At 58.1% G+C, this 25483-nt stretch carries 19 protein-coding genes; 14 read left to right on the forward strand and 5 right to left on the reverse strand.

Going from position 1 to position 25483, the window contains the following annotated elements; all coding sequences use genetic code 11:
- The first annotated feature begins 1 nt into the window (after position 1).
- Positions 2–1072 carry a sn-glycerol-3-phosphate import ATP-binding protein UgpC gene (locus FFB58_RS19330; RefSeq protein WP_039032517.1) on the forward strand — a complete coding sequence of 357 codons (1071 nt, stop codon included), beginning with the start codon at positions 2–4 and terminating at the stop codon, positions 1070–1072.
- Positions 1069–1809 carry a glycerophosphodiester phosphodiesterase gene (gene ugpQ / locus FFB58_RS19335; RefSeq protein ID WP_138370741.1) on the forward strand — a complete coding sequence of 247 codons (741 nt, stop codon included), beginning with the start codon at positions 1069–1071 and terminating at the stop codon, positions 1807–1809. Before FFB58_RS19330 ends, ugpQ begins: the two co-directional genes overlap by 4 nt.
- Here ugpQ and FFB58_RS19340 read toward each other — a convergent pair.
- Positions 1806–2186: a DUF2756 family protein gene (locus FFB58_RS19340; protein WP_138370742.1), complete on the reverse strand. Its 381-nt coding sequence runs from the start codon at positions 2184–2186 to the stop codon at positions 1806–1808. The two genes, ugpQ and FFB58_RS19340, sit on opposite strands and share 4 nt — an antisense overlap.
- Positions 2187–2311: 125 nt before the next feature.
- Here FFB58_RS19340 and ggt point away from each other — a divergent pair, with 125 nt between their 5' ends.
- Positions 2312–4054, forward strand: a complete 1743-nt coding sequence (ggt, locus tag FFB58_RS19345) for a gamma-glutamyltransferase (protein WP_138370743.1) — start codon at positions 2312–2314, stop codon at positions 4052–4054.
- Between the two features lie 137 nt (positions 4055–4191).
- On the opposite strand, the gene yhhY is transcribed toward ggt, so the two are convergent.
- Both yhhY and FFB58_RS19355 read right to left on the reverse strand, forming a co-directional pair.
- On the reverse strand, positions 4192–4680 hold the full coding sequence (gene yhhY, locus FFB58_RS19350) for an N-acetyltransferase (protein WP_138370744.1): 489 nt from the start codon (positions 4678–4680) through the stop codon (positions 4192–4194).
- 217 nt (positions 4681–4897) lie between these two features.
- On the reverse strand, positions 4898–5545 hold the full coding sequence (locus FFB58_RS19355) for a polymer-forming cytoskeletal protein (protein ID WP_138370745.1): 648 nt from the start codon (positions 5543–5545) through the stop codon (positions 4898–4900).
- 173 nt (positions 5546–5718) lie between these two features.
- Between FFB58_RS19355 and FFB58_RS19360 the strand changes: the two genes are divergently transcribed.
- From FFB58_RS19360 to gntU, 5 genes are all read left to right on the forward strand, one after another.
- Positions 5719–6756 carry an oxidoreductase gene (locus FFB58_RS19360; RefSeq protein WP_138370746.1) on the forward strand — a complete coding sequence of 346 codons (1038 nt, stop codon included), beginning with the start codon at positions 5719–5721 and terminating at the stop codon, positions 6754–6756.
- 123 nt (positions 6757–6879) lie between these two features.
- The gene (locus tag FFB58_RS19365; RefSeq protein ID WP_138370747.1) at positions 6880–7575 is read left to right on the forward strand and encodes a pirin family protein; all 696 of its coding nucleotides are present in this window, start codon (positions 6880–6882) and stop codon (positions 7573–7575) included.
- Between the two features lie 99 nt (positions 7576–7674).
- Positions 7675–8670 carry a gluconate operon transcriptional repressor GntR gene (gene gntR / locus FFB58_RS19370; protein WP_039032524.1) on the forward strand — a complete coding sequence of 332 codons (996 nt, stop codon included), beginning with the start codon at positions 7675–7677 and terminating at the stop codon, positions 8668–8670.
- 126 nt (positions 8671–8796) lie between these two features.
- Entirely contained in the window at positions 8797–9324 is a 528-nt protein-coding gene (gene gntK, locus FFB58_RS19375) for a gluconokinase (RefSeq protein WP_039032525.1), read from the forward strand.
- 3 nt (positions 9325–9327) lie between these two features.
- Positions 9328–10668 carry a gluconate transporter gene (gene gntU, locus FFB58_RS19380; protein WP_138370748.1) on the forward strand — a complete coding sequence of 447 codons (1341 nt, stop codon included), beginning with the start codon at positions 9328–9330 and terminating at the stop codon, positions 10666–10668.
- Positions 10669–12150: 1482 nt separating this feature from the next.
- Here gntU and yhgN read toward each other — a convergent pair.
- Positions 12151–12744, reverse strand: coding sequence for an NAAT family transporter YhgN (gene yhgN, locus FFB58_RS19400; RefSeq protein WP_039031487.1), 594 nt, complete (start codon positions 12742–12744; stop codon positions 12151–12153).
- A 177-nt stretch (positions 12745–12921) separates the two neighbouring features.
- On the opposite strand from yhgN, the gene asd reads away from it, so the two are divergent.
- The 6 genes from asd to glgP all read left to right on the forward strand — a co-directional run bounded on the left by asd (position 12922) and on the right by glgP (position 23645).
- On the forward strand, positions 12922–14025 hold the full coding sequence (asd, locus tag FFB58_RS19405; RefSeq protein ID WP_039031488.1) for an aspartate-semialdehyde dehydrogenase: 1104 nt from the start codon (positions 12922–12924) through the stop codon (positions 14023–14025).
- Positions 14026–14274: 249 nt separating this feature from the next.
- Positions 14275–16461, forward strand: a complete 2187-nt coding sequence (glgB, locus tag FFB58_RS19410; RefSeq protein ID WP_138370752.1) for a 1,4-alpha-glucan branching enzyme — start codon at positions 14275–14277, stop codon at positions 16459–16461.
- A complete protein-coding gene (gene glgX / locus FFB58_RS19415) occupies positions 16458–18431 on the forward strand; it encodes a glycogen debranching protein GlgX (RefSeq protein WP_138370753.1) in 1974 nt (657 codons plus the stop codon). The genes glgB and glgX overlap by 4 nt, the downstream gene beginning before the upstream one ends.
- Positions 18432–18449: 18 nt before the next feature.
- Positions 18450–19745 (forward strand): glucose-1-phosphate adenylyltransferase, encoded by a 1296-nt coding sequence (gene glgC / locus FFB58_RS19420; RefSeq protein ID WP_039031491.1) that lies wholly within the window; start codon positions 18450–18452, stop codon positions 19743–19745.
- Positions 19745–21178, forward strand: a complete 1434-nt coding sequence (gene glgA, locus FFB58_RS19425; protein WP_039031492.1) for a glycogen synthase GlgA — start codon at positions 19745–19747, stop codon at positions 21176–21178. Before glgC ends, glgA begins: the two co-directional genes overlap by 1 nt.
- A 19-nt stretch (positions 21179–21197) precedes the next feature.
- Positions 21198–23645 (forward strand): glycogen phosphorylase, encoded by a 2448-nt coding sequence (gene glgP, locus FFB58_RS19430; RefSeq protein ID WP_138370754.1) that lies wholly within the window; start codon positions 21198–21200, stop codon positions 23643–23645.
- A 234-nt stretch (positions 23646–23879) separates the two neighbouring features.
- On the opposite strand, the gene glpD is transcribed toward glgP, so the two are convergent.
- On the reverse strand, positions 23880–25388 hold the full coding sequence (gene glpD / locus FFB58_RS19435; RefSeq protein ID WP_138370755.1) for a glycerol-3-phosphate dehydrogenase: 1509 nt from the start codon (positions 25386–25388) through the stop codon (positions 23880–23882).
- Positions 25389–25483: the final 95 nt, after the last annotated feature.

Raw genomic sequence — 25483 nt, forward strand, 5'->3', positions numbered from 1 at the left:
GATGGCAGGTTTAAAACTACAGGCAGTTACCAAAAGCTGGGACGGCAAAACCCAGGTCATTCAGCCCCTCACCCTCGACGTGGCGGACGGAGAATTTATCGTGATGGTCGGCCCGTCGGGCTGCGGCAAATCAACCCTGCTGCGGATGGTGGCTGGCCTTGAGCGCGTCACTTCGGGCGATATCTGGATCGACCGCAAGCGCGTCACCGAGATGGAGCCCAAAGACAGGGGCATCGCGATGGTGTTCCAGAACTACGCGCTTTATCCGCACATGAGCGTGGAGGAGAACATGGCCTGGGGGCTGAAAATCCGCGGCATGGGCAAGGGCCACATTGAGGAGCGCGTCAAAGAGGCGGCGCGCATTCTGGAGCTGGACGGCCTGCTGAAGCGCCGCCCGCGCGAGCTCTCCGGCGGCCAGCGTCAGCGTGTGGCGATGGGCCGCGCCATCGTGCGCGATCCGGCGGTATTCCTGTTTGACGAACCGCTCTCAAACCTCGACGCCAAGCTGCGCGTGCAGATGCGTCTTGAGCTGCAGCAGCTGCACCGCCGCCTGAAAACCACCTCCCTGTACGTCACCCACGATCAGGTCGAGGCGATGACTCTCGCCCAGCGGGTGATGGTAATGAACAAAGGTGTCGCCGAGCAGATTGGCACCCCGGTGGAGGTGTACGAAAAGCCTGCCAGCCGCTTTGTGGCGAGCTTTATCGGTAGCCCGGCGATGAACCTGCTGGAGGGGCGCATCAGCGCTGCGGGCACCCATTTTGAAATGGACAGCGGCATGGCGCTGCCGATCAACTGGTTCTATCGCGGCTATGCCGGACGCAAAATGACCCTGGGTATCCGCCCGGAACATATTGCGCTAAGCTCGCAGGCGGAAGGCGGCGTACCGCTGGTGATGGACACCCTGGAGATGCTGGGGGCCGATAACCTGGCGCACGGACGCTGGGGCGAGCAGAAGCTGGTGGTGCGCATGTCGCATCAGGAGCGCCCGAAAGCGGGCAGCACGCTGTGGCTGCACCTGCCGGAAAATCATCTGCACTTATTTGATGGTGAAACAGGACAACGCATATGAGTAACTGGCCTTATCCCCGCATCGTCGCCCACCGGGGCGGCGGTAAACTGGCCCCGGAAAACACGCTGGCGGCCATCGACACCGGCGCACGCTACGGTCACACTATGATCGAGTTCGACGCCAAATTGTCGAAAGACGGGGAGATCTTCCTCCTGCATGATGACAACCTCGAGCGTACCAGCAACGGCTGGGGCGTGGCGGGGGATCTGCCGTGGCGCGACCTGCTGAAAGTGGATGCCGGAAGCTGGTTCAGCGGCGAATTCACAGGCGAGCCGCTGCCGCTGCTTGCGGAAGTGGCCGATCGCTGTCGCCAGCACGGGATGATGGCCAACATCGAAATTAAACCGACCACCGGCACGGGGCCGTTAACCGGCAAGGTGATTGCGCTCGCGGCACGGGAGCTGTGGGCTGGCATGACGCCGCCGCTGCTGTCGTCGTTTGAGATTGATGCCCTGGAAGCGGCCCAGGCTGCGGCGCCGGAGCTGCCGCGCGGACTATTGCTGGACGAGTGGCGGGAAGACTGGCGCGAACTGACCACCCGGCTGGGCTGCGTGTCGATTCACCTGAACCATCGTCTGCTGAATGAAGGGCGGGTAGAGGCGCTGAAAGCCGCGGGATTACATATCCTGGTTTATACCGTCAACCAGCCCCAGCGTGCAGCCGAACTGCTGCGCTGGGGTGTGGATTGTATCTGTACCGATGCGATTGCCCTTATTGGCCCGGACTTTCAGCCCTAAGGGTTATTGAGCATTGAGCCATTCTGCTGCTGCGGCAGCATATGTTGCTGCTGCACGCCGCTGGCATCGACCCCGCCGCCGCTGAGCATCCCGCCGTTGGTGTTAGGCAGAACCTGCACCCCCGGCTGGCTCTGCTGAACCCGCAGAGTGTTGTTATTCATCTGGGTTTGCAGATGCTGCTGCTGGACGCGGGTCTGCGTCTGCAGCTGCTGGTTGAGCATCCCTGTCTGCTGCTGCTGCTGGATCATCATCTGATTTTGCATTCGCTGCTGGCTGGGGTTCTGATAGCCCGGCTGGTTGGGGTTATTCAGGGTGTTGATCGGCTGCGCGAACACGGCAAACGGCAGTAACGCCGCAACAAGAATGAGTCGTTTCATGGTCATTCCCTCCTTCTGAGGCCTTACCTAAGTTTACCTCGAATCCGCCATTACGATGATTTTTTAAGAGTTATGAACCAGGATTAAGCGGGAGCCCGAGTCCCATCACCTGGAGAATTATAAAGATGAAACCAACGTTTATACGCTGGGTAGCGATTGCTGCCCTGACGGCAGGCGGTACGTTTTGCGTGGCAGCGAATCCTCCGGCGGCACCGCCGGTATCCTACGGCGTGGAGGAGGATGTGTTCCATCCCATACGGGCGCAGAAGGGGATGGTTGCCTCGGTAGATGCTCTCGCCACCCAGGTCGGGGTGGATATCCTCAGGCAGGGCGGTAATGCGGTAGATGCGGCGGTGGCGGTGGGTTACGCGCTGGCGGTCACCCACCCGCAGGCGGGTAACCTCGGCGGCGGCGGTTTCATGATGCTGCGCACCAAAGAGGGCGTGACCACGGCCATCGACTTCCGTGAAATGGCCCCGGATCAGGCGACGCGCGACATGTTCCTCGACGAGCAGGGCAACGCCGACAGTAAAAAATCGCTTACCTCCCATCTGGCGACCGGCACGCCGGGCACCGTGGCGGGCTTCTCGCTGGCGCTGGATAAATACGGCACTCTGCCGCTGAACAAGGTGGTGCAGCCGGCCATCAAGCTGGCGCGCGACGGCTTTGAGGTTAACGACGCCCTGGCCGACGATCTGAAAACCTACGGCAGCGAAGTGATCCCCAACCATGAGAACAGCAAAGCGATCTTCTGGAAGGATGGCGAGCCGCTGAAGAAGGGCGACAAGCTGGTGCAGACCAACCTCGCCAAAAGCCTGGAGATGATCGCGGAGAACGGCCCGGACGCCTTCTATAAAGGGCAGATTGCCGACCAGATTGCCGAAGAGATGAGTAAAAACGGCGGGCTGATCACCAAAGCGGATCTGGCCGCCTACAAAGCGGTGGAGCGCACGCCAATCAGCGGCGACTATCGCGGGTATCAGATCTACTCCATGCCGCCGCCGTCTTCCGGGGGCATCCATATCGTGCAGATCCTCAACATTCTTGAAAACTTCGATATGCACAAATTTGGCTTCGGCAGCGCGGATACGTTGCAGGTGATGGCCGAGGCGGAGAAGTATGCCTATGCCGACCGCTCGGAGTATCTGGGCGACCCGGATTTCGTTAAGGTGCCGTGGCAGGCGCTGACCAACAAAGCCTATGCCAAATCCCTGGCCGATCAGATCGATATCAACAAAGCCAGACCTTCGAGCGAGATCCGCCCCGGCAAGCTGGCGCCGTATGAGAGCAACCAGACCACCCACTTCTCGGTGGTGGATAAGGACGGAAACGCGGTGGCGGTGACCTATACGCTCAACACCACCTTCGGGACCGGGATCGTGGCGGGCAACAGCGGCATTCTGCTGAACAACGAGATGGACGACTTCTCGGCCAAGCCGGGCGTGCCGAACGTTTACGGGCTGGTGGGCGGGGATGCCAACGCCGTCGGGCCGAAGAAGCGTCCGCTGTCGTCGATGTCGCCGACCATCGTGGTGAAAGACGGTAAAACCTGGCTGGTGACCGGCAGCCCGGGCGGGAGCCGCATTATTACCACCGTGCTGCAGATGGTGGTCAACAGCATCGATTTCGGGATGAACGTGGCGGAAGCCACCAACGCGCCGCGCTTCCATCACCAGTGGCTGCCGGATGAGCTGCGGGTGGAGAAGGGCTTCAGCCCGGACACCCTGAAACTGCTGGAGCAGCGCGGGCAGAAAGTGGCGGTGAAAGAGGCGATGGGCAGCACCCAGAGCATTATGGTCGGGCCGGATGGCACGCTGTATGGGGCGTCGGATCCGCGTACGCCAGGGGATTTAACGGCGGGGTATTGAGTTATTTGCCGGGTGGCGGCTTCGCCTTACCCGGCCTACAAGGTCAACGCAAAACGGCAACCTCGGTTGCCGTTTTTAATGTTTGCACCCTCTCCCTGTGGGAGAGGGCCGGGGTGAGGGCACCAGCCCGCACAAAACTACTTAATACGCGCCATATAAAGCGCATCCACAAATTCGCCGTCGCGCAGGGCAAACTTATTCCCGGTGCCTTCCACGACAAAGCCGTATTTGCGGTACAGGGCAACGGCGGACGGATTGTCGGAAAATACCGTCAGCTCAATGCGTTCGATGCGCAGCCAGTTGTCGCACAGGTTGATCATCTCCCGCATTAACGCGCTGCCCACACCGTGGCCCTGCACGTCGGCAGAAACGCCGATGCCAAAGGTTGCCACATGGCTGCGGCGCGGATTTTCCATCACATCCAGCACCAGATGACCGACTACCTTATCGTCCAGGCAGGCCACCAGTTGGCGTCTGCCTGGCTTTCTCATCACCCGTTCCTGCCACATCTCCATCGAAGGATGAGGAAGTTGTAGTGTGTTGTGATACACCCCTGGATGGGCATTTAGCTGGCGTAAAACTTCGGCATCGGCGGCTTCAACGTGGCGTATCACTATCTCACTCATTCCTTCGTCCTCAGTTAGTTAGGTTCCTTTCCAACATCCATGAGATTTAAATGTGAGTCAACTAGCATTTTTTGCAAAAAATGAGTGGACAAGTGCGAATGAGAATGATTATTATTGTCCTGCATTCAGGAAGTCCGCGACGGAAACCTGAAAGCACGACATTGCTCACATTGCTTCCAGTATTATTTTAGCCAGCGTTTCGCTGGCTTTTTTTTGCCTAAAGCTTTTGCAACGGTATGAGTTCAGGCGTGTCAGGCACGTTCTCTTTCATCAGGCCCACCACGTTGTTCTTCTCGGCGAGAGCAGGTAACACCTCCGCCTGGCCGGAAAACACACCGCCTTTTTTGACCGCCAGCGTCCGGTAGAGCAGGGTGCCCGTGACCTGACCGTTCTCGCAGATCTCAATGGCATCGCCGCTGCACTGGCCGATAACCTTGCCATCGACAATCAGCTCCCGGCAGGTGATGTTCCCCTCCACCTGGCCCCCACGCATGATTTTTATCAGGCTATCTTTGGAGTCGATATTGCCGGTCAGCGTGCCGTGAACGTAGACGTGCCCGCCCGAGACGATATTGCCTTCAAAGTGCACATCGCTGGCAATAACGGTGGTGCCGTGTTTCTCCACCGCGGTGGGCTCTTTCTCACTGACCGGGGCCGGTGCGATCATCTCTGGCTTGTCAATTTCGGTGATTTTTTGCTTTTTAAACATAAGGTTGACCTGATTAGATAAGAGGGGAATAGCAAAAGCCATTAGGGTCAATGCCGCGAACAGCCACGTCAGGGAGCGGGCGTTAAAGCACCAGGCGACCAGGGCGAGCAGCCAGAAGAGAAGTGCGCTATTCAACGCGAGATATTTTCTGTCCATAGAAAATGAGCGCGACTCCGTTCGCGAGCAGGTTGATTTGACCGCCTCCTTATCCTGATAATTTCGGCCAGGATCAAGGTCCTGGCTGCCATTTTAGGATTCGTTATAGAAATATATTTCAGCGTCATGTTGCGCTATGGTTGAAAGCAGAGACCTTAGCCAGGAACAACACCATGACACTACACTGCGCATTTATTGGATTTGGCAAAAGCACCACCCGCTATCACCTTCCGTATGTTCTTACCCGTAAAGCCAGCTGGCACGTGGCGCACATCTTCCGCCGCCACCCGAAACCGGAAGAGCAGTCCCCGCAGTACTCCCATATTCACTTCACCAGCGATCTCGACGAGGTGCTGAACGATCCTGAAGTGAAGCTGGTGATCGTCTGTACCCATGCCGACAGCCATTTTGAGTACGCAAAACTCGCCCTGGAAGCCGGTAAAAACGTGCTGGTGGAAAAGCCGTTCACCCCGACGATGGCCGAAGCAAAAGAGCTCTTCGAGCTGGCCCGCAGCAAAGGGCTGACCGTCAGCCCGTATCAGAACCGCCGCTTCGACACCTGCTTCCTCACCGCGAAACAGGCCATTGAGAGCGGCAAGCTGGGCGACATCGTCGAAGTTGAAAGCCACTTCGATTACTACCGTCCGGTGGCCGAGACCAAACCCGGCCTGCCGCAGGACGGCTCGTTCTACGGCCTCGGCGTGCACACCATGGATCAAATCATCTCCCTGTTCGGTCGCCCGGATCACGTGGCCTATGACATCCGCAGCCTGCGTAACAAAGCTAATCCTGACGATACCTTTGAAGCGCAGCTGTTCTACGGCGACCTGAAAGCAATCGTCAAAACCAGCCATCTGGTGAAAATCGACTACCCGAAATTCATCGTCCACGGCACCAAAGGCTCGTTTATCAAATACGGTATCGACCAGCAGGAGACCAGCCTGAAAGCCAACATCATGCCGGGCGAGCCAGGGTTTGCGGCGGATGATTCCGTGGGCGTGCTGGAGTACGTTAACGACGCGGGCGTGACGGTGAAAGAGGAGATCAAACCGGGCACCGGCGACTACGGTCAGGTCTACGACGCGCTGTTTGAAACCCTCACCAACGGAGCCCCTAATTACGTCAAGGAAATTGAAGTGATGACCAACCTTGAAATCCTTGAACGGGCCTTTGAACAGGCTTCACCTGCCACAGTAACCCTTGCCAGATAAGCCTGAATGACTCCTCTGTGTTTGTTCAGATATTTTGAACAGAGGAGTCAATTTTCACCCTCTATGATCCCAGGTCGATTGCGTCCACACTTACTCCATCGAAACGAACTGAGGGTAAAAACAATGATCTTCTTACGCAAAGCAAACGACCGCGGTCACGCAAACCATGGCTGGCTGGACTCATGGCACAGCTTCTCGTTCGCCGATTATTACGACCCGAATTTTATGGGTTTCTCGGCACTGCGCGTGATTAACGATGACGTGATCGATGGCGGCCAGGGCTTTGGTACCCACCCGCACAAAGACATGGAAATCCTGACCTACGTGCTGGAAGGGGCGGTTGAGCACCAGGACAGCATGGGTAACAAAGAGCAGGTTCCGGCGGGCGAGTTCCAGATTATGAGTGCCGGTACCGGGGTACGTCACTCCGAGTACAACCCAAGCAAAACCGACCGTCTGCGTCTGTACCAGATCTGGATCATTCCGGAAGCGAAAGGCATCACCCCGCGCTACGAGCAACGCCGCTTTGACGCGCAGCAGGGTAAACAGCTGGTGCTTTCCCCGGATGCGCGTGACGGCTCGCTGAAAGTGCATCAGGACATGGAGCTCTACCGCTGGGCGCTGGCGAAAGACGAGCAGTCTGTGCACCAGATTGCCGCCAACCGCAAAGTGTGGATCCAGGTGGTGAAAGGCGAAGTGACCATCAACGGCACTAAAGCCACCACCAGCGATGGTCTGGCTATCTGGGATGAGCAGGCGATCTCCGTGCATGCCGACAGCGCCGCTGAAGTCCTGCTGTTCGACCTGCCGCCGGTCTAAATCATAAATAATTTCCAGCCTTCTCCTTTCGCAGGGGAAGGTTGGTCTTTGTCCGTGATAAACTGAGGAAATCTATTGCTACCGATTTCTCTCAGGACGATGAAAAAGAAAAGACCCGTACTTCAGGATGTAGCCGATCGCGTCGGTGTGACTAAAATGACGGTCAGCCGTTTCTTACGTAACCCGGAGCAGGTCTCCGTGGCGTTACGTGGCAAGATTGCCGCTGCTCTCGATGAACTGGGTTATATTCCTAACCGCGCCCCGGATATTCTCTCCAACGCCACCAGCCGCGCGGTGGGTGTCCTGCTTCCCTCCCTGACCAACCAGGTTTTCGCCGAAGTGCTTCGCGGCATTGAAAGCGTGACCGACGCCTTTGGCTATCAGACCATGCTCGCCCACTACGGCTACAAGCCGGAGCTGGAAGAGGAGCGTCTGGAGTCGATGCTCTCCTGGAACATTGACGGCCTGATCCTCACCGAGCGCACCCACACCCCCCGCACCCTGAAGATGATCGAAGTGGCGGGTATTCCGGTGGTGGAGCTGATGGACAGCCAGTCACCCTGTCTCGATATCGCGGTCGGATTCGACAACTTTGAAGCCGCCCGCCAGATGACGGCGGCGATCATCGCCCGCGGCCATCGTCATGTCGCCTATCTTGGCGCACGTCTGGATGAACGTACTATCATCAAACAGAAGGGGTACGAGCAGGCGATGCTCGACGCGAACTTAACGCCGTACAGTGTGATGGTCGAGCAATCCTCTTCCTACACCTCCGGCATTGAGCTGATGCGTCAGGCGCGTCGTGAATATCCGCAGCTTGATGGCATCTTCTGTACCAACGATGACCTCGCGGTGGGCGCCGCTTTCGAATGCCAGCGTCTCGGGCTTTCCATCCCGCAGGATATGGCGATCGCCGGTTTCCACGGTCATGACATCGGCCAGGTGATGGAGCCGCGTCTGGCGAGCGTCCTGACGCCGCGCGAGCGCATGGGCCGTATCGGTGCGGAACGCCTGCTGGCGCGCATTCGCGGTGAGACGGTGACGCCTAAAATGTTAGATTTAGGTTTCACGCTGTCACCAGGTGGATCTATTTAGCCTGACAAGTTTGAACTAGCTCACACTTATTCACTTCGCGCACGTTTGGATATTGCTTCTCGATAGCCCCGGCAGGACAATGTTACCGATAACTGTTACCCGTAACAATCGACTGAGGGACATACCTTGAGCACCACTAATCCTGATCACCACGTTTATGTCCTGATGGGCGTTTCCGGTAGCGGTAAGTCCGCCGTTGCCAGTGAAGTGGCGCATCAAATTCATGCCGCGTTCCTTGATGGTGATTTTCTCCATCCGCGCAGCAACATCACCAAAATGGCCTCCGGTGAGCCGCTGAACGACGACGATCGTAAGCCGTGGCTGCAGGCGCTGAACGATGCCGCCTTTGCCATGCAGCGTACCAATAAAGTGTCGCTGATCGTCTGCTCCGCGCTGAAAAAGACCTACCGCGACCAGCTGCGCGAAGGTAATGCCAATCTCTCCTTTATCTACCTGAAGGGCGATTTCGACGTGATCGAAACCCGTCTGAAAGCGCGCAAAGGGCACTTCTTCAAAACCCAGATGCTGGTGACGCAGTTCGAAACGCTGCAGGAACCGGGCGCTGACGAAAGCGATGTGCTGGTGGTGGATATCGATCAACCGCTGGACGGTGTTGTAGCAAGCACCATTGAGGTCATTAACAAAAGGCAGTAAGTTTTGAGTACGTTAACGCTTGTTTTAACAGCAGTCGGCTCCGTGCTGTTGCTGCTGTTTTTAGTGATGAAGGCCCGTATGCACGCCTTCGTTGCTTTGATGGTGGTCTCTATTGGTGCAGGTCTCTTTTCCGGAATGCCGCTCGATAAAATCGCAGTGACCATGGAAAAAGGGATGGGAGGCACGTTAGGCTTCCTGGCGATTGTGGTCGCGCTTGGCGCGATGTTCGGCAAAATTCTGCATGAAACCGGCGCGGTCGATCAGATCGCCGTCAAAATGCTGAAATCCTTCGGTCACAGCCGGGCGCACTACGCCATTGGTCTGGCCGGTCTGATCTGCGCGCTGCCGCTGTTCTTCGAAGTGGCGGTGGTGCTGCTGATTAGCGTGGCCTTCTCTATGGCCCGCCATACCGGCACCAACCTGGTGAAGCTGGTGATCCCGCTGTTTGCCGGTGTGGCCGCCGCCGCGGCGTTCCTGCTGCCGGGGCCTGCGCCGATGCTGCTGGCCTCGCAGATGCACGCTGATTTTGGCTGGATGATCCTGATTGGTCTGTGCGCGGCGATCCCGGGGATGCTGATTGCCGGTCCGCTGTGGGGCAATTTCATCAGCCGTTACGTTGAGTTGCACATTCCTGATGACGTCTCCGAGCCGCATCTGGGCGAAAACAAAATGCCGTCCTTCGGCTTTAGCCTCGCGCTGATCCTGCTGCCGCTGGTGCTGGTGGGGCTGAAAACCATTGCCGCGCGCTTTGTGCCGGTGGGCTCGAGTGCTTACGAGTGGTTTGAGTTTATCGGCCATCCGTTCACCGCGATCCTGGTGGCCTGTCTGGTGGCGATTTACGGTCTGGCGATGCGCCAGGGTATGGCGAAAGACAGGGTAATGGAGATCTGCGGTCACGCGCTGCAGCCGGCGGGCATTATCCTGCTGGTGATCGGTGCGGGCGGGGTGTTCAAGCAGGTGCTGGTCGATTCCGGCGTTGGCCCGGCATTGGGTGGGGCGCTCACCGGAATGGGCCTGCCGGTTGCGGTGACCTGCTTCGTGCTGGCTGCGGCGGTGCGTATCATTCAGGGCTCTGCAACCGTGGCCTGTTTAACCGCCGTCGGGCTGGTGATGCCGGTGATTGAGCAGTTGAACTACTCCGGCGCGCAGATGGCAGCACTGTCTATCTGTATCGCGGGTGGGTCGATTGTGGTGTCGCACGTTAACGACGCCGGTTTCTGGCTGTTCGGTAAATTTACCGGGGCGACGGAAGCGCAAACCCTGAAAACCTGGACGATGATGGAAACCATCCTCGGGACGACCGGGGCGATTGTGGGGATGATTGCGTTTACGTTGTTGAGCTAGCGGCTACAAAGCCAGACCGTAAATCGTAGGCCGGGTAAGGCGTAGCCGCCACCCGGCTTCTGGCACCCCGCACTGGGGTGAACATGTGGCAACGGTGGTGGTTCCGTTCACTTCAGGTTCCGTCCTTCTCTGTATGCCATGTCACCCGTGAACGTGTCAGGGGGGCTTGCCGCCGCCCCCCTGACCACCCCGGCTCCCGGCAAAGAAAATCGCCGCTTCGCGGTACCCTCAGCTTATTCCTTTCGGCTATCGGGTCGGGGGCGATCCTACATCCCTGTAGGTCGCCCCCTCCCGGCGCATCCATGCGCCTCGCCCCGGCCTCCAGTCAACGCTTCGGCGATTTTCAGCCGGACCAGGGAGCCGCTGCGGGTGTTTTGCTTACCTGACTATTTTCGCGGCTGGAGATTTAATTTCTGGATATGAGGGCAGGGACGTAGGCCGGGTAAGGCGTAGCCGCCACCCGGCGTGAACATGTGGCAACGGTGGTGGTTCCGTTCACTTTACGTTCCTTGCTTCTCTGTATGCCACGTCACCCGTGAACGTGTCAGGGGGGCTTGCCGCCGCCCCCCTGACCACCCCGGCTCCCGGCAAAGAAAATCGCCGCTTCGCGGTACCCTCAGCTTATTCCTTTCGGCTATCGGGTCGGGGGCGATCCTACATCCCTGTAGGTCGCCCCCTCCCGGCGCATCCATGCGCCTCGCCCCGGCCTCCAGTCAACGCTTCGGCGATTTTCAGCCGGACCAGGGAGCCGCTGCGGGTGTTTTGCTTACCTGACTATTTTCGCGGCTGGAGATTTAATTTCTGGATATGAGGGCAGGGACGTAGGCCGGGTAAGGCGTAGCCGCCACCCGGCGTGAACATGTGGCAACGGTGGTGGTTCCGTTCACTTTACGTTCCTTGCTTCTCTGTATGCCACGTCACCCGTGAACGTGTCAGGGGGGCTTGCCGCCGCCCCCCTGACCACCCCGGCTCCCGGCAAAGAAAATCGCCGCTTCGCGGTACCCTCAGCTTATTCCTTCCGGCTATCGGGCCGGGGGCGATCCTACATCCCTGTAGGTCGCCCCCTCTCGGCGCATCCATGCGCCTCGCTCCGGCCTCCAGTCAACGCTTCGGCGATTTTCAGCCGGACCAGGGAGCCGCTGCGGGTGTTTTGCCAGCTTTTAACTCAATTGCTGTTGAGCAAATCGCTGTCAAAAAATGATGAAAGAGTGGCAGGAGATTTACTTCAGGAACTGGTTGGGTTTTATAGCGATACGCTAAAAGCACCGCGCTGGCTGCGTACAGATGAAGGTGTCGTGCTGCTGTAAAAAGCCGGGTGGCGCTAGCGCTTACCCGGCCTACATTTCGTGCCTGACGGTTTTGTAGGCCGGGTAAGGCGTAGCCGCCACCCGGCGTCTGGCACCGGGATGAACGGAACGACCTGGAAAGCCGCAAGTTCCCCTCACCCTAACCCTCTCCCCAAAGGGGCGAGGGGCTCGTTAGTCACCCCTTCATCCACGCCCGAATCCCATCCAAAAACATCTGCGTCGCCATCATCACCAGTATCAATCCCATTAATCGCTCCAGCGCATTCACCCCTTTCTCCCCCAGCAGGCGTAAAAACAGCGACGACTGCAGCAGGATGATAAAGGTCCCGCCCCAGGCTATCAGCAGGGCAATCACCAGATGGCTCATCTGATTCGGATACTGATGCGACAGCAGCATCAGCGTCGCCAGAATGGTCGGCCCGGCGACCAGCGGGATCGCCAGCGGCACAATAAACGGCTCTTCACCCGCAGGCAGGCCGCTGCTGTTGCCTTCGCTGCTCGGGAAAATCATTTTAATGGCGATCAGGAACAGAATAATCCCGCCGGAAATCGAGACCGTTTCAGCACGTAAATTCAGGAACGCGAGGATTTTCTCGCCGGCAAACAGGAAGATAAACATCACCAGCAGAGCGATGAGCAGCTCGCGGATCATGATGGCCCGACGGCGCTTCGGCTCGGTGTGCTTCAACACCGACATGAAAATAGGCAGGTTTCCGAGTGGATCCATAATTAGGATCAATAAAACAGCTGCGGAAATGATTTCGCTCATCGTAGGTTATCCCTGATACTTGTATGGTTTCTCGGATGATTAGCTCTTTTTCTGATAGCCGGGCAATCATCGATTAATTTCGCTTGCGACTTTGGCAGCATTTTGTAATGTGAAGCATATCCCAGTTCAATACTGGCTTGCATAAACAGCACACACCCTCTGCAGGAAAAAAATGCTATGAAAAACGTTGGTTTTATCGGCTGGCGCGGTATGGTCGGCTCTGTACTCATGCAACGCATGGTTGAAGAGCGCGACTTCGACGCTATCCGCCCGGTCTTCTTCTCCACTTCCCAGCTCGGCCAGGCTGCTCCGTCCTTTGGGGGTTCCACAGGCACGTTGCAGGATGCTTTTGATCTGGAAGCGTTGAAGGCGCTGGACATTATCGTGACCTGCCAGGGCGGCGATTATACCAACGAAATTTATCCAAAGCTCCGTGAAAGCGGCTGGCAGGGCTACTGGATTGACGCGGCCTCTTCGCTGCGCATGAAAGACGACGCCATCATTATTCTTGACCCGGTTAACCAGGATGTCATCACCGATGGCCTGAACAAGGGCGTGAAAACCTTCGTCGGCGGCAACTGCACCGTCAGCCTGATGCTGATGTCGCTGGGCGGCCTGTTTGCTCAGGATCTGGTGGAGTGGGTCTCGGTTGCCACCTATCAGGCAGCCTCCGGCGGCGGCGCGCGTCATATGCGCGAGCTGCTGACCCAGATGGGCCAGCTGCACGCAAGCGTTGCGCAAGAGCTGGCAAATCCGGCGTCCGCCATTCTCGATATCGAGCGTAAAGTGACTCAGCTGACCCGCAGCGGCGAGCTGCCGGTGGATAACTTCGGCGTACCGCTGGCCGGTGGCCTGATCCCGTGGATCGACAAACAGCTGGATAACGGCCAGACCCGCGAAGAGTGGAAAGGCCAGGCCGAGACCAACAAAATTCTGCGTACCTCTTCCGTGATCCCGGTTGACGGCCTGTGCGTGCGCATCGGGGCGCTGCGCTGCCACAGCCAGGCATTCACCATCAAACTGAAAAAAGATGTGTCTATTCCGACGGTGGAAGAGCTGCTCGCATCGCACAATCAGTGGGCGAAAGTAGTGCCAAACGACCGCGACATCACCATGCGCGAGCTGACCCCTGCGGCAGTGACCGGCACATTATCTACCCCTGTTGGACGCCTGCGTAAACTAAATATGGGGCCAGAATACCTTTCCGCCTTTACCGTCGGCGACCAGCTGTTATGGGGTGCCGCCGAGCCGCTGCGCAGGATGCTGCGTCAGCTGGCGTAATAAATACTTAATACTAAGGGGTGATTTATCACCCCTTTTTTTGCGTACTAAAGGACGAAAACGCAAATGATCCATTATTTTTCGGGAGTCATATAAAGCGTTGGCTATGCTTTATGCGGGATGCCACATATTCCGCCTGGAGGTTGGATGGAACAGAGAGGATGCACAGTGTGCTGTTCCATTCAGGTCACATCAAGGTCGTACCCGGCGCGCGAAAGGGGCGGCAACTAAAAAAACAGGATGAACACCATGTCTGTTCGTATTGATAGAGACGTGATTAATGCGCTTATTGCGGGTCACTTTGCGGATCCGTTTTCTGTACTTGGCATGCACCGCACTGACGCCGGGCTGGAAGTCCGGGCACTGTTACCTGACGCAACGGAAGTGTGGGTGATTGAACCCAAAACCGGTCGCAAGGTCGGTAAACTCGAATGTATCGATTCACGCGGCTTCTTCGCTGGCGTGATGGCCCGCCGTAAAAACTTCTTCCGCTATCAGCTCGCCGTGATCTGGCATGGTCAGCAGAATCTGATCGACGATCCCTATCGCTTTGGTCCTCTGTTGCAGGAGATGGACGCCTGGCTGCTGTCGGAAGGTACGCACCTGCGGCCTTATGAAACCCTCGGCGCGCACGCCGACACGATGGACGGCGTCACCGGCACCCGCTTTACCGTCTGGGCACCGAATGCCCAACGCGTCTCCGTGGTGGGGCAGTTCAACTACTGGGATGGCCGCCGCCACCCGATGCGCCTGCGCCGTGAAACCGGCATCTGGGAGCTGTTTATCCCCGGCGCGCAAAACGGCCAGCTGTACAAATATGAGATGATCGATGCTCACGGCAAGCTGCGCATCAAGGCCGACCCCTATGCCTTCGAGGCACAGATGCGCCCGGAAACGGCGTCACTGATTTGCGGCCTGCCGGAGAAAGTCGCCCAGAGCGAAGAGCGCGCCCGGGCCAACCAGTTCAATATGCCGATCTCCATTTACGAAGTCCATCTTGGCTCCTGGCGTCGTCATACCGATAACAACTTCTGGCTCAGCTACCGGGAGCTGGCCGACCAGCTGATCCCCTATGTGAAATGGATGGGCTTTACCCATCTGGAGCTGCTGCCGATCAACGAACACCCGTTTGACGGCAGCTGGGGCTACCAGCCGACCGGGATGTATGCCCCGACCCGCCGTTTCGGCACCCGGGATGACTTCCGCTACTTTATCAACGCCGCGCACGCCGCCGGGCTGAATGTGATCCTCGACTGGGTCCCGGGCCACTTCCCGTCCGATGATTTTGGCCTGGCGCAGTTCGACGGCACCAGCCTGTATGAGCACAGCGATCCGCGGGAAGGCTATCACCAGGACTGGAATACCCTGATCTACAACTATGGCCGTCGGGAAGTGACCAACTACCTGGTGGGCAATGCGCTCTACTGGATCGAGCGTTTCGGCATTGATGCCCTGCGCGTGGATGCGGTGGCGTCGATGATCTATCGCGACTACAGCCGCAAAGAGGGGGAGTGGATCCCGAACGAATTCGGCGGCCGCGAAAACCTCGAAGCGATCGAGTTCCTGCGTAACACCAACCGCATTCTCGGCGAGCAGTCGCCGGGCGCGGTGACGATGGCCGAAGAGTCCACCGACTTCCCGGGCGTCTCCCGTCCGCCTTCCATGGGCGGCCTCGGCTTCTGGTACAAGTGGAACCTCGGCTGGATGCACGACACCCTGGATTACATGAAGCTCGATCCAGTGCATCGCCAGTATCACCACAACAAGCTGACCTTCGGCATGCTCTATAACGGCACCGAAAACTTTATCCTGCCGCTCTCCCACGACGAAGTGGTTCACGGCAAAAAATCGATTCTCGACCGTATGCCGGGCGACGCGTGGCAGAAATTTGCCAACCTGCGCGCCTACTACGGCTGGATGTTCGCCTTCCCGGGCAAAAAGCTGCTGTTTATGGGCAACGAGTTCGCCCAGGGCCGCGAGTGGAACCACGATTCCAGCCTCGACTGGCATCTGCTGGAAGGGGGCGACAACTGGCACCACGGCGTTCAGCGCCTGGTTCGCGACCTCAACCATACTTACCGTCATCACAAGGCCCTGCACGAGCTGGACTTCGATGATTACGGCTTTGAGTGGCTGGTGGTGGATGACCACGAACGCTCGGTGCTGATCTTTGTCCGTCGCGATAAAGCGGGCAACGAAATCATCGTCGCCAGCAACTTCACCCCGGTGACGCGCCATCACTACCGGTTCGGCATCAATCAGCCGGGCAAATGGCGCGAGGTGCTGAACACCGACTCCATGCACTACCACGGCAGCAATGCGGGTAATGGTGGGCTGGTGCAGAGCGATGAACAGGAGAGCCATGGTCGTCCACAATCCCTGAGCCTGACGCTGCCGCCGCTGTCCACTATCTGGCTGGTCCGGGAGGGGGAATGACGCAACTCACTGCCGGTAAACCCGCCCCGCTCGGTGCGTGCTACGACGGGAAGGGGGTGAACTTCACGCTCTTCTCCGCCCACGCGGATCGGGTTGAACTCTGTGTGTTTGACGGCAAAGGCATTGAACATCGCTACGATCTGGTGGCGCGCAGCGGCGATATCTGGCACGGCTATCTGGAACATGCCCGCCCCGGCATGCGCTACGGCTATCGGGTGTATGGCCCCTGGGATCCGGCCAAAGGGCTGCGCTTTAACCCGGCGAAACTGCTGCTCGACCCCTGCGCGTATCAGGTCGATGGCACGCTGAATGACGACGTTCTGCTGCACAGCGGCAAAGAGACCCCGGATCATCGTGACAGCGCCGCCGTCGCGCCGAAAAGCGTGGTGGTCAACGATCATTACGACTGGGAAGAGGATGCCCCGCCCAACACGCCGTGGGGCAACACGGTCATCTATGAAGCGCACGTCAAAGGGCTGACCTGGCTGCACCCTGACATCCCGGAAGAGATCCGCGGCACCTATCAGGCGCTCAGCCATCCGGTGATGATTGCCTATTTTAAGCAGCTCGGCATCACGGCCCTGGAGTTATTGCCGGTGGCCCATTTCGCCAGCGAGCCGCGCCTGCAACGCCTCGGCCTCAGCAACTACTGGGGCTATAACCCGATGGCGATGTTTGCCCTCGAGCCGCGCTACGCCTCGCATCCCGACCGGGCGCGGGATGAGTTTCGTGACGCGGTGAAGGCGCTACACGAAGCGGGTATCGAGGTCATTCTGGATATCGTTCTCAACCACAGCGCCGAGCTGGATCTTGAAGGGCCGACCTTCTCCCTGCGCGGAATTGATAACCCTAGCTATTATTGGTTAAGAGAGGACGGGGATTATCACAACTGGACCGGGTGCGGTAACACCCTCAACCTCAGCCATCCGGCGGTAACAGACTACGCGTACGCGTGCCTGAAATACTGGGTTGAAACCTTCCACATCGACGGTTTTCGTTTTGACCTGGCCCCGGTAATGGGACGCACGCCGGAATACAGCCAGCAGGCGCCGCTGTTTGAGGCCATCAAAAACTGCCCGCTGCTCTCGGGCGTGAAGCTGATTGCTGAACCCTGGGATGTCGGCCCGGGCGGTTACCAGGTGGGGAATTTCCCGCCGCTGTTTGCCGAGTGGAACGATCACTATCGTGATGCGGCGCGCCGCTTCTGGCTGGCGCGCGATCTGTCGCTGGGGGCCTTTGCCGGACGTTTCGCGGCGTCCAGCGATCTGTTTAAACGCAACGGGCGTTTGCCTTCTGCGTCGGTCAATTTGCTGACGGCGCACGACGGATTCACCCTGCGTGACTGCGTTTGTTTCAATCAGAAACACAATGAAGCAAACGGCGAAGAAAACCGTGACGGCACCTTCAATAACCACAGTTTTAACCATGGTGTTGAAGGATTAAGTGGCAATCTGGATGTGATTGAACGGCGGCGCGCCAGCGTGCATGCGCTGCTGACCACCCTTTTGCTGTCACAGGGGACGCCGATGCTGCTGGCGGGCGATGAACATGGCCACAGTCAGCACGGCAACAACAACGCGTATTGCCAGGATAACGCGTTAACCTGGCTGGACTGGCAACAGGCCAACGAGGGATTGGTCGCCTTTACGGCCGCGCTGGTGCATCTGCGCAAGCAGATCCCGGCGCTCACCCTGAATCAGTGGTGGGAAGAGGGCGATGGCAATGTTCGCTGGTTAAATAAAAAGGCGCAACCCCTGGACGCGCACGAGTGGCAGAGCGGCGTGCCGTGCCTGCAGATCCTGCTTTCGGATTGCTGGCTCATCACCTTCAACGCCACCAATGAGGTCGCAGAAATTGCTTTACCCGAAGGGGAGTGGCGGGCTATCCCCCCCTTTGCCGGAGAGGATAATCCGGTCGTTATGACTGCCTGGCATGGGCCTGCGCACGGTGTATGTGTATTCCAGAGATGATAATAAAAGGAGTTGATCATGGTTAGGTTAGATAAGAACGACCCTCTAATGTTGGCGCGTCAGCTGCCATTGAAGTCTGTTGCCCTGATTCTTGCTGGTGGACGCGGTACCCGATTAAAAGATTTAACGATTAAACGTGCCAAACCCGCCGTCCACTTCGGCGGTAAATTCCGTATTATCGATTTTGCTCTGTCAAACTGCCTTAACTCCGGTATTCGCCGTATTGGCGTGATCACCCAGTATCAGTCCCATACCCTGGTGCAGCACATTCAGCGCGGCTGGTCGTTCTTCAGTGAGGAGATGAACGAGTTTGTCGATCTGCTGCCTGCCCAGCAGCGCGTACACGGCGAAAACTGGTATCGCGGCACCGCCGATGCGGTCACGCAGAACCTCGACATTATTCGTCGCTACGACGCCGAGTATGTGGTGATCCTTGCCGGGGACCACATCTACAAGCAGGACTACTCGCGCATGCTGATCGACCATGTCGAAAAAGGGGCGCGCTGCACCGTAGCCTGTATGCCGGTGCCCGTTGCCGAGGCGACGGCGTTTGGCGTTATGGCGGTGGATGAAAACGACAAAGTCATCGAGTTCGTGGAAAAACCGGCGAACCCGCCTTCAATGCCGGGGGATGACACTAAGTCGCTCGCCAGTATGGGTATCTATGTCTTTGATGCCGATTACCTTTACCAACTGCTGGAAGAGGATGACAAGGACGAGAAATCCAGCCACGACTTCGGCAAAGATATTATCCCGAAAATCACCAAATCTGGCATGGCCTATGCACATCCGTTCCCACTGTCCTGCGTACAGTCCGATCCGAATTCAGAACCGTACTGGCGCGATGTGGGCACCCTGGAAGCGTACTGGAAGGCCAACCTCGACCTGGCCTCTGTAACGCCAGAACTCGACATGTACGACCATAACTGGCCGATCCGCACCCACATGGAGTCTCTGCCTCCTGCGAAATTTGTGCAGGACCGCTCGGGCAGCCACGGCATGACGCTGAACTCGCTGGTTTCCGGCGGGTGCATTATCTCGGGCTCGGTGGTGGTGCAGTCGGTGTTGTTCCCGCGCGTGCGGGTGAACTCCTTCTGCAACATTGATTCGTCAGTATTGTTACCCGACGTCTGGGTGGGCCGCTCGTGCCGCCTGCGTCGTTGCGTTATCGACCGTGCCTGCGTCATCCCGGAAGGCATGGTAATTGGAGAAAATGCGGAAGAGGACGCGCGCCGTTTCTACCGCTCAGAAGAAGGTATCGTGCTGGTTACGCGTGAAATGCTGCGTAAACTGCAGATCAAACAGGAGCGATGATGCAGGTTTTACACGTTTGTTCTGAGATGTTCCCGTTGCTAAAAACCGGCGGGTTGGCGGATGTGATTGGGGCGTTACCGGCGGCGCAAATCGCCGGTGGGGTCGATACTCGCGTGCTTCTCCCTGCTTTTCCGGATATTCGTCGCGGCGTGCCTGACGCGCAGATTGTCAGCCGCCGTGAGACCTTTGCCGGGCGCATCACATTACTGTTTGGCCATTACAACGGCGTGGGCATCTACCTGATTGATGCCCCGCATCTTTATGACCGCCCAGGGAGCCCGTACCACGACACTAACCTGTTTGCCTATACCGACAACGTGCTGCGTTTCGCGCTGCTCGGCTGGGTCGGTGCGGAGATGGCCTGCGGGCTGGATCCGTTCTGGCGTCCGGACATCGTGCATGCCCACGACTGGCACGCCGGGTTAGCACCGGCGTATCTGGCGGTGCGTGGCCATCCAGCAAAATCGGTCTTTACCGTGCATAACCTGGCGTATCAGGGGATGTATTTAGCCAAACACATGGATGAAATAGAACTGCCATGGTCGTTCTTTAATATCCATGGGCTGGAGTTCAACGGGCAAATTTCGTTCCTCAAGGCCGGGCTGTACTACGCCGATCACATCACCGCCGTAAGTCCGACCTACGCGCGGGAGATCACCGAAGCGCAGTTTGGCTACGGCATGGAAGGGCTTTTGACCCAGCGCCACCGCGAAGGCCGCCTGTCGGGCATTCTCAACGGCGTGGATGAAAAAATCTGGAGCCCGGAGACCGATCTGCTGCTGAGCGCGCGCTATAACCGCGATTCGGTGGAAGATAAGGCCGAGAACAAACGTCAGCTGCAGATTGCTATGGGGCTGAAGGTCAACGACAAGGTGCCGCTGTTTGCGGTGGTGAGCCGTCTGACCAGCCAGAAAGGGCTCGATCTGGTGCTTGAAGCGCTCCCGGGTCTGCTGGAGCAGGGCGGACAGCTGGCGCTGCTGGGGGCCGGCGATCCGGTGCTGCAGGAGGGCTTCCTCGCCGCCGCCGCCGAGCATCCGGGGCAGGTGGGGGTGCAGATTGGCTATCACGAAGCGTTCTCCCATCGCATCATGGGTGGCGCCGACGTTATCCTGGTGCCGAGCCGTTTTGAGCCCTGCGGCTTAACCCAGCTGTATGGCCTGAAGTACGGCACGCTGCCTCTGGTGCGCCGTACCGGCGGGCTGGCGGATACCGTATCCGACACTTCGCTGGAGAACCTGGCAGACGGAATAGCCAGCGGATTTGTCTTCGAGGACAGTAATGCCTGGTCGCTGTTACGCGCGATTCGTCGTGCCTTCGTGTTGTGGTCACGTCCCTCTTTATGGCGTTTTGTTCAACGCCAGGCGATGGCCATGGATTTTAGCTGGCAAGTTGCGGCGCAGTCCTACCGCGATCTTTATCAACGCTTGATGTAACAACGCTGGAATCAGAGATATGAATGCACCCTTTTCCTATGCGTCTCCCACGGTAAGCATTGAGGCGTTAAAGCACTCTATCGCTTACAAGCTGATGTTCACCATCGGCAAAGATCCGGTCATCGCCAACAAACACGAATGGCTTAACGCCACGCTGTTTGCGGTGCGTGACCGGCTGGTTGAACGCTGGCTGCGCTCCAACCGCGCCCAGCTCTCACAGGAGACTCGCCAGGTTTACTATCTGTCGATGGAGTTTTTGATTGGCCGCACCCTTTCCAACGCGCTGTTGTCGCTGGGTATTTATGACGACGTCAAAACCGCGCTGGAAGAGATGGGGCTGGATTTAGAAGAGCTGATTGACGAAGAGAACGACCCCGGCTTAGGCAACGGCGGTCTGGGTCGTCTGGCGGCCTGCTTCCTCGATTCGCTGGCGACCCTCGCCCTGCCGGGGCGTGGCTACGGCATCCGCTACGATTACGGCATGTTCAAACAGAACATCGTCGATGGCCGACAGAAAGAGTCCCCGGACTACTGGCTGGAGTACGGCAACCCGTGGGAGTTCAAGCGCCACAACACCCGCTATAAGGTCCGCTTTGGGGGTCGTATTCAGCAGGAAGGCAAGAAGAGCCGCTGGGTCGAGACCGAAGAGATCCTCGCCGTGGCCTACGACCAGATTATCCCCGGCTACGACACCGATGCCACCAACACGCTGCGCCTGTGGAACGCCCAGGCCAGTAGCGAGATCAACCTCGGTAAATTCAACCAGGGCGACTACTTCGCGGCGGTGGAAGATAAAAACCACTCCGAGAACGTCTCCCGTGTGCTTTACCCGGACGACTCCACCTACTCGGGGCGCGAGCTGCGTCTGCGCCAGGAGTACTTCCTGGTCTCCGCGACCATTCAGGATATCCTGAGCCGCCACTACCAGCTGCACAAAACCTACGCCAACCTGGCCGAGAAGACCTGTATCCACCTGAATGACACCCATCCGGTGCTGTCGATCCCCGAGCTGATGCGTCTGCTGATCGACGAGCATAAGTTCAGCTGGGACGAGGCCTTCGAGGTGACCTGCCAGGTCTTCTCCTACACCAACCACACGTTGATGAGCGAAGCCCTGGAGACCTGGCCGGTGGATATGCTCGGCAAAATCCTGCCGCGCCACCTGCAGATCATCTTTGAGATTAACGACTTCTTCCTGAAAACGTTGCAGGAGCAGTATCCGCACGACACCGGCCTGCTGAGCCGCACCTCCATCATCGATGAATCCAATGGCCGCCGGGTGCGCATGGCGTGGCTGGCGGTGGTGATCAGCCACAAGGTCAACGGCGTGTCTGAGCTGCACTCTAACCTGATGGTGCAGTCGCTGTTCGCCGACTTTGCAAAAATCTTCCCGATGCGTTTCTGCAACGTCACCAACGGGGTGACGCCGCGCCGCTGGCTGGCGCTGGCTAACCAGCCGCTCTCCGAGGTGCTCGACGAGAACATTGGCCGTACCTGGCGCACCGATTTAAGCCAGCTGAGCGAGCTGGAGCAGCACGCTGATTTCCCGACGGTGATTAAAGCGGTACGCGACGCCAAGCTGCTGAACAAAAAGCGGCTGGCGGTGTGGATGGCGCTGCATCTGAACGTGGTCGCCAACCCGAAAGCGCTGTTCGACGTGCAGATCAAACGTATTCACGAGTACAAGCGTCAGCTGATGAACGTGCTGCACGTGATCACCCGCTACAACCGCATCAAGGCCGATCCGGATGCCGAGTGGGTGCCGCGCGTGAACATCTTCGCCGGTAAAGCGGCCTCGGCCTACTACACGGCGAAACACATCATCCATCTGATCAACGACGTGGCGAAGGTGATCAACAACGATCCGCAGATTGGTGACAAGCTGAAGGTCGTCTTTATCCCGAACTACAGCGTGAGTCTGGCGCAGCTGATCATTCCGGCGGCCGATCTCTCGGAGCAGATCTCGACCGCAGGCACTGAGGCTTCCGGCACCAGTAATATGAAGTTTGCCCTGAACGGCGCGCTGACCATCGGCACGCTGGACGGCGCCAACGTTGAGATGCTGGAGCACGTGGGTGAAGAAAACATCTTTATCTTCGGCAACACCACGGAAGAGGTGGAGGCGCTGCGTGCGAAGGGTTACTCGCCGCGTGACTATTACGAAAAGGATGAAGAGCTTCGTCAGGTGCTGACCCAGATCGCCACCGGGGTATTCAACCCGGACGAGCCTGGCCGCTACCGCGACCTGGTGGATTCGCTGATTAACTTTGGGGATCACTACCAGGTGCTGGCGGACTACCGCAGCTATGTGGATTGTCAGGACCGCGTGGACGAGCTGTACCGCAAGCCGGAAGAGTGGGCCACCAAAGCGATGCATAACATCGCCAACATGGGCTACTTCTCGTCGGATCGCACCATCAAAGAGTATGCCGAGACGATCTGGCATATTGATCCGGTGCGGTTGTAAAAGCAAAAAGGCAACGAAAGTTGCCTTTTTTAGTGTTTGCACCCTCTCCCTGTGGGAGAGGGCCGGGGTGAGGGCATCAGGCCGCACCGCTGTTTTTTTGCCGGGTGGCGGCTTCGCCTTACCCGGCCTACGTTCCTTAGTCTTTTGTAGGCCCGGTAAGCGTCAGCGCCACCGGGCGAGAAGCGCGCACGAATCTTGCAGGCCCGGTAAGCGTCAGCGCCACCGGGCATTTCCTCACGACGCTAACGACAGCTCACGCTTTCCCGTCCGTTCAGCCAGCCACTGCGCTACGCGCGACTGCTGCTCCGCGTTCAGCCACATTCCCTCTTTGGTGCGACGCCACAGCGCATCGTCCGCGCGGCGTACCCACTCGTGGTCGACTAAATAACGCAGCTCCGCCTCGTAGAACTCATGACCAAAATGTTCGCCCAGATCGGTCAGATCCTTGGCTTCTTTCAGGATCAACTCGCAGTTGCTGCCGTAGGTGCGGGCAAAGTGGCGGGCCATGGATTCGCTGATAAACGGATAGCGACGGCGCAGTTTGGCCGCGTAGTCATCGCGGTTGCCGCCGAGATCGCCGCCAGGCAACACTGCCCCTTTGGTCCAGGCCGGGCCGATACCTTTATAATACGGCGCCAGTTTTTCCATCGCGTGCTCCGCCAGCTTACGGTAGGTGGTCAGCTTGCCGCCAAACACCGACAGCAGCGGTGCGTTGCCGTGGTCATCGTGAATATCAAGCGTGTAATCGCGGGTGATGGCCTGCGGTGAGTCGGACTCGTCATCGCACAGCGGACGCACGCCGGAGTAAGTCCAGACCACGTCGTCGCGCCCCAGGGTCTTCTTAAAGTGCGCGTTATACACCTTCAGCAGATAGCTGATTTCGCTCTCGTCGATCTCGACGTTCTTCGGATCGCCTTTGTACTCCACGTCGGTGGTGCCGATGATGGAGAACTCATCCATCCACGGGATCACAAACACGATACGTTTGTCTTCGTTTTGCAGAATGTAGGCCTGCTTCTGGGTGTGCACGCGCGGCACCACGATATGGCTGCCCTTGATCAGGCGGATACCATATGGCGACGGCAGCTGCATCCCGTGGTCAAAGAAGTGTTTCACCCACGGGCCGGTGGCGTTGACCAGGCCACGCGCCTGCCAGCTGAAACGCTCGCCGGTATCGATATCTTCGGCTTCAACGATCCACAGCCCGTTTTCCCGACGCGCCGAGACCGCTCGGGTGCGGGTTTTGACCTCGCCGCCTTTGCGTTCAACCATTTGCGCGTTAGCGAGCACCAGACGGGCATCGTCCACCCAGCAGTCGGAATATTCGAATCCGCGCACGATCTCCGGCTTCAGCACCGAGTCTGCGCCAAAACGCACACCGGCAGAGGCCGGCAGGCTGGTGCGTTTGCCCAGGTGATCATACATAAACAGACCAATGCGGATCATCCATGCCGGACGCAGATGCGGACGGTGCGGGAGACGAAAACGCATCGGCGTGGCGATATGCGGGGCCATTTTCAGCAGCACTTCACGTTCGGCCAGGGCTTCACTCACCAGGCGGAACTCGTAGTGTTCCAGGTAACGCAGGCCACCGTGGATCAATTTGGAGCTGGCGGAGGAGGTGGCACAGGCGAGATCCTGCGCTTCCAGCATCAGGACAGATAGCCCGCGCCCTGCGGCATCCGCCGCAATGCCCGCACCGTTGATACCGCCACCTATTACAATCAGATCTTTGGTTTCCATTGTATCCTCACGCCGCTTTCGTTAAAGCTCAAAAATGTTCGATATCGCTCATACTAGCAAAGGAAATGGATTTTTGTAACATCAAAAAAACAATT

The organism is Enterobacter sp. MF024 (assembly GCF_005843915.1).
Classification (GTDB): domain Bacteria; phylum Pseudomonadota; class Gammaproteobacteria; order Enterobacterales; family Enterobacteriaceae; genus Enterobacter; species Enterobacter barmai.